The 4,670-nt window shown below is 59.1% G+C and carries 4 protein-coding genes; 3 read left to right on the forward strand and 1 reads right to left on the reverse strand.

The window, feature by feature from the left end:
* On the reverse strand, window positions 1–311 hold a 311-nt coding region (locus tag DBR22_RS19810; protein WP_181365261.1), incomplete at its 3' end, for a transposase.
* Window positions 312–582: 271 nt separating this feature from the next.
* Here DBR22_RS19810 and DBR22_RS19815 point away from each other — a divergent pair.
* From DBR22_RS19815 to DBR22_RS19825, 3 genes are all read left to right on the forward strand, one after another.
* Entirely contained in the window at window positions 583–1,857 is a 1,275-nt protein-coding gene (locus DBR22_RS19815) for a DUF805 domain-containing protein (RefSeq protein WP_108600410.1), read from the forward strand.
* Entirely contained in the window at window positions 1,854–3,773 is a 1,920-nt protein-coding gene (locus DBR22_RS19820; RefSeq protein ID WP_146187590.1) for a hypothetical protein, read from the forward strand. The genes DBR22_RS19815 and DBR22_RS19820 overlap by 4 nt, the downstream gene beginning before the upstream one ends.
* A gap of 218 nt (window positions 3,774–3,991) precedes the next feature.
* Entirely contained in the window at window positions 3,992–4,654 is a 663-nt protein-coding gene (locus DBR22_RS19825) for a recombinase family protein (protein WP_108600412.1), read from the forward strand.
* Window positions 4,655–4,670: the final 16 nt, after the last annotated feature.

Below are 4,670 nucleotides of genomic sequence, written 5' to 3' on the forward strand. Positions count from 1 at the left end.
CAGCGGCGGCGAGGGTCGAGCTCCCTCGCGAAGAAAATCGAAGCCTGTTTGAGGATCTCATTGGACTCTTTCAAGTCCCTCACCTCAGCCCGGAGCCGCTTGATCTCCTCCAGCTCATCACTGCTGGGCCCGGTCTTCTCACCGGCATCGATCTGGGCCTGGACAACCCACCGGCGCAACGATTCAGCGCCGACCCCGAGCTTCAGCGCCAGTGCCTTGCAAGCAGCATAGACAGACGGGTATTCGGACAACCGATCCATGGTCATGCGCACTGCACGGTCACGGACTTCGGGCGGGAACTGCTTGGGCACAATCACTATCTGTCTCACAGAAGATAGCGGCATCAAACCCGGGACGGTTCACAATCAAGGTCGGTAGAGAAACCTTATTTGGACGTAGAGATCGATGCCTCATGACTATCGATGTCCTGATTGCCATCTACCGTCGCGCCGCTTCGCGGTGTTATAGCTCGGACCGTTCACCTCCTCAGGGCAAGAGCAGCTGCCGCGTCTTGACACTGCAACGGCTGTAAGCCATTTGATCTGGTCACGGTACTAGCCATTTTCCTGAGGGAGGCGCAAGATGGGTGGACGCATCTGGGCCCGGCTTTCCAAAGAAGAGGGGCGGCGTACCGGTCTCGATATTCAGACGTCCGCTTTTCTTTGGAGGAAAAGAAAAATGACGCTTCTAGAGGCCGCTTCAACATGCCTATCCAAGTACGCAACCTTCTCCGGGCGCTCGAGCCGGGAGGAATACTGGAAGTTCACCGCCGTTTACGTGATTGCCTTGTTCGGGACACTGATCCTGTTTAACGTCACGAACTGGGCCATTTTCGGTTACATGATTGTAGTAGTTGCCGTAGGGTCCGTCGTTCCGTTCCTGTCAGTGGGTGTACGGCGGCTGCACGACACGGGCAGACCCGCTACCTGGATGCTCATTCGACTCGTCCCATTTGCCGGTGACCTGATTATTTTTATCTACAGCGTTGAGGGCAGCCAGCCGTTCACCAATGCCTACGGAGCTTCGCCGAAGCCCGGGCCCTATCCTTCAGTATTCGGCGCAGGTCAGACGCCACCTTTTCCCGAAGAAGGCCCGCTGGCGACAACGTCGCCATCGGGGAATGAATCGCACCTTCCACCTCGTCAGGCACATCGGAAAGCAGTCCTTCGAGCCGCGGACAGGCCACGCTACCGATCCCTTGAGTCGCCAACAGGGATAGCGCAGCCAAGATTCAGCCTCCCGAGGGCACTCGCAAAGCAGCGCGGACTAATCGCCGGGGGCATCGCCTTCGCACTCCTAATGCTCGGCATCTTTCTGGGTGCCAACTTGTGGAGACCCACGGGGCCGGACTCAGTTCAAGCTGCTGCCCCCGCCGCGCAGCCGCCCCTGGCGCCGGCGCTGCCGTCAGATATATCCACTGTCCAGCTCACACCCAGCCCGTCGCAAACGGTCCAGGCCACCGTCCCGACCGCCGTTACAGCAACGCCAGAAATCCCGTCGCAATCCGCGGCACCTCTCCCGGGTGACCTGGGACTGACGTCGCCGCTGCGCCCCGTGGGCTGCACCGGCCAGTTCATCCTTGTTTACCACTCGTCAACAGACCCCTCGGCGTACGCCCGAGATGTTCAAACCAATTTGGAGAGCCATCCGGGATCAAAGTATCTGTTGACCCTTGGCAGTTGCTCGTCACTGAACCAGATGTCGAACACGGGAACCATGATCTACGCGGTGTACGGGGGGCCCTACAATACCTTGGCCCAGGCTTGCGTGGCGGCTTCTCAATTTCCGGAGGAAGCGTATGTGAAGATCATGGACAGCGCCACCGCACCAGACCAGGCTCAGCGTTCCTGCCAATGAACGACGCGGCACAACACCACATGCGCGCCGGTCATGTCGTCAAGATCTGGATTCGGCTGATGTGCCTTATCACGGCGGGGGTTATCGCGGTGCTGACTGGTTGTACCGGGTCGCCTCCGGAACTTCACAGCACCGGAACTCCATCGCTGCCCCCTGTCGGGAAGCAGACCTCCTCGGCCCACGCTGAAGCGACTGTCAATTTTCCCGGCGTATCCGGCCTCGAGGCCACGGTGACCAACCGCCCCCAGACTAAGGAAATGCAGGCCGCGCTCCCGTCCCAATCGTCGCTGGACCAAGTTGTGGACCTCGACATGAAGACCGGCGTGTTCCCCTCATCAGGCGCCGAGCTTACGTTCTCCCTCGACCTCCCCTTGCCAGCCGAGCAAATCATGTTCATCGTCAACTGGGACGTCCACAACCAAAGCTGGGCTCCCGTCGCCAGCGAAACTTCCCCGGACGGGAAATCAATCAGCGCGAAACTGGCCCACTTCTCTACCTACGGGTTAGAAATTTGGAGCAACTTCATAGGAAGAATGGTAGGTGTCCGCACCAATCCTCCGGAATGCCCCGCTCCGCCTCCAGAGTGGGACGATAATTCAGTCCAGTTCTATGAGGACCTTAATGGCCCGGTTCTTTGGTGCGCAACAACAGATCCCGACCACCCGGACGACCTCAAGATCAAGCTCAGGTTAAACCGCGGCGCTGCCGCCTCCATCACAACGGCCGTCAAACCGGTGTGGGTCCAGAGCGACCTTTGGCAGGGCGTCACTCCCGAAACCTGGGCGACCATGGTCCTCAGCGGGCCAGATGCACTGATTCCGGGCCCTGACACGTACTTCATCCAGCCCACAGGCGAGTTCTCATTCCGCTTCAACAAAACCGATTTGCTCAACTTTTGGCACTCGAATCGAAGCACGCCTCTCATCGCAGTTGACGCAACAGTTCCCTATGTTCTCGCCGGGCTGCTATATAACCAGGCCTCAGACGCTTCCGTTGTTCCGGCACTGTCCCTCGTAACGACGTACATGGCATTGACGCAATGCTTGTCCGAGATCATCGAGGGTTTGGATCTTGTGCTGTCCCATTCATCCCTAAAGTCGTTCGCTTCGGAGCTACCGGGAATGATGGCAAGACTTGCGCCCTGCCTATCCGCAAAAAGCAAGCCCATTGCGCAGGCTGCTGCCAAGTTTTGGGCGACCAAGGATCCGACATCGACGATCGCAGTAATTGAAAAAAGCGCCGCTTTAGCTTCAAAAAGTATTCTCGCTGCGGCACAGATCTACGCGGCAGTGCAAGTCTTAGCACCCGTTGCCGACGCACTCACGGACTTGCTGCTTGACCCAATTGCACGGCAATTCATCTTCCAACCCAGCGATCTAGCCCTCAAGGCATTCCTGGGTCCAACCAAAGCTGAATTAGGCTCCGTTGTAGCACCTGCCATGTGTAACCGACCTGAAGGACAACTCGTCGACGGTCGGCTTCCCATGCCCAAGAACCCGGGAGGGCCAGATCCTGGCGTCACGGAACTGTATGGCAACAACGACGGCAGCTACATGCGCACGGTGGGTGACACGTCAACGGGGACGCAGGGGCTGACGGCTCTGGTGTTCAGGTGCGGTATCGGCGGTGTGGCGTGGCCCGCGACGGTGGCCATTTATGACCGCAATCTTCAACTGATCACATCGCTCAACCTCTCGGACATAGACCACAAAGAACATTCGGACGTTGACGCAATTAGGTTCGAAAATCATGCCCTGAGAGTCGATTGGCGTACCAACCCGGATGGGGAAGCAGGGGCTTGCGTTACGGTCCACAAGACTGGCCGCTTCGTCCTCTCCCCAATTCCGAACGTTGTACCAAGCCTGTCACTGACGCCTCAGGACATTCACGTCGTCTCCCAGGACAGATGCCACTAAACCGACTAAGGGTTCGCAGGCCTATCGTTAGTCACTTCTCCGACACCGACACAGCTGTCGCGTGCCTAAACCAGTGTCACGAACTATAGGTCATGGGACAAATGCCCCGGGACCTGATTTGGTGCCCTGTTCGGGCCAATAATGTCTCACCAACCCGGTACAAGTTGTTGTCTCAGGTGTCCTCAAGGAAACCCGGACTGCGATAACAGGAGACAACGATGAAACTCGGATACGCCCGCATCTCCACCACCGACCAGGACGCGTCCATGCAGGTCGAGGCGCTCATCTCGGCCGGGGTTGACCCGAACAAGATCTTCACCGACGAGCTGTCGGGTTCGAGGGAGGCGAAGGAGCGCCCCGGCATGAAGGCCCTGATGGAGTACGCCCGCGAGGATGACGACATCTATTTCTGGCGTCTGGACCGGGTCGGCCGTTCCGTCATCGACGTGCTGAACACCGTGAACGACTTCACCTCCCGCGGCATCAGACTGCACTCGATCATGGATTCTTTGGACCCGACCAGCGTCCAGGGCAAGATGCAGCTGGCCATCATGGCGACCCTCGCCGAGTACGAGCGGGAGCTCATCAACGAACGCGTCCGTGCCGGAGTGATCAGCGCCCAAAAACGCGGCGTCCGGTTCGGGCCGGCACCCATGGAAGAGGCGATCGCCCGGGACCGGGTGAAGACCGCACGCGAGCTGATGGCTGAGGGCAAGACAGCCGAGCATGCCGCCAAGACCGTCGGATGGTCCAAAGCCACCTTGTACCGGTACATGAAGACCTACGGCGGTGCGCCGCCGGCGAAGGGCAGGGTTAACCCGAAGCGCACCACAGGCAGGTCCCGCTACGTCCGCGGCGAAGCTCTGCCGGCGAGGGACTGAACGTACAGGCGGGAAC

It is taken from the genome of Arthrobacter sp. HMWF013, assembly GCF_003061105.1.
GTDB lineage: Bacteria > Actinomycetota > Actinomycetes > Actinomycetales > Micrococcaceae > Arthrobacter.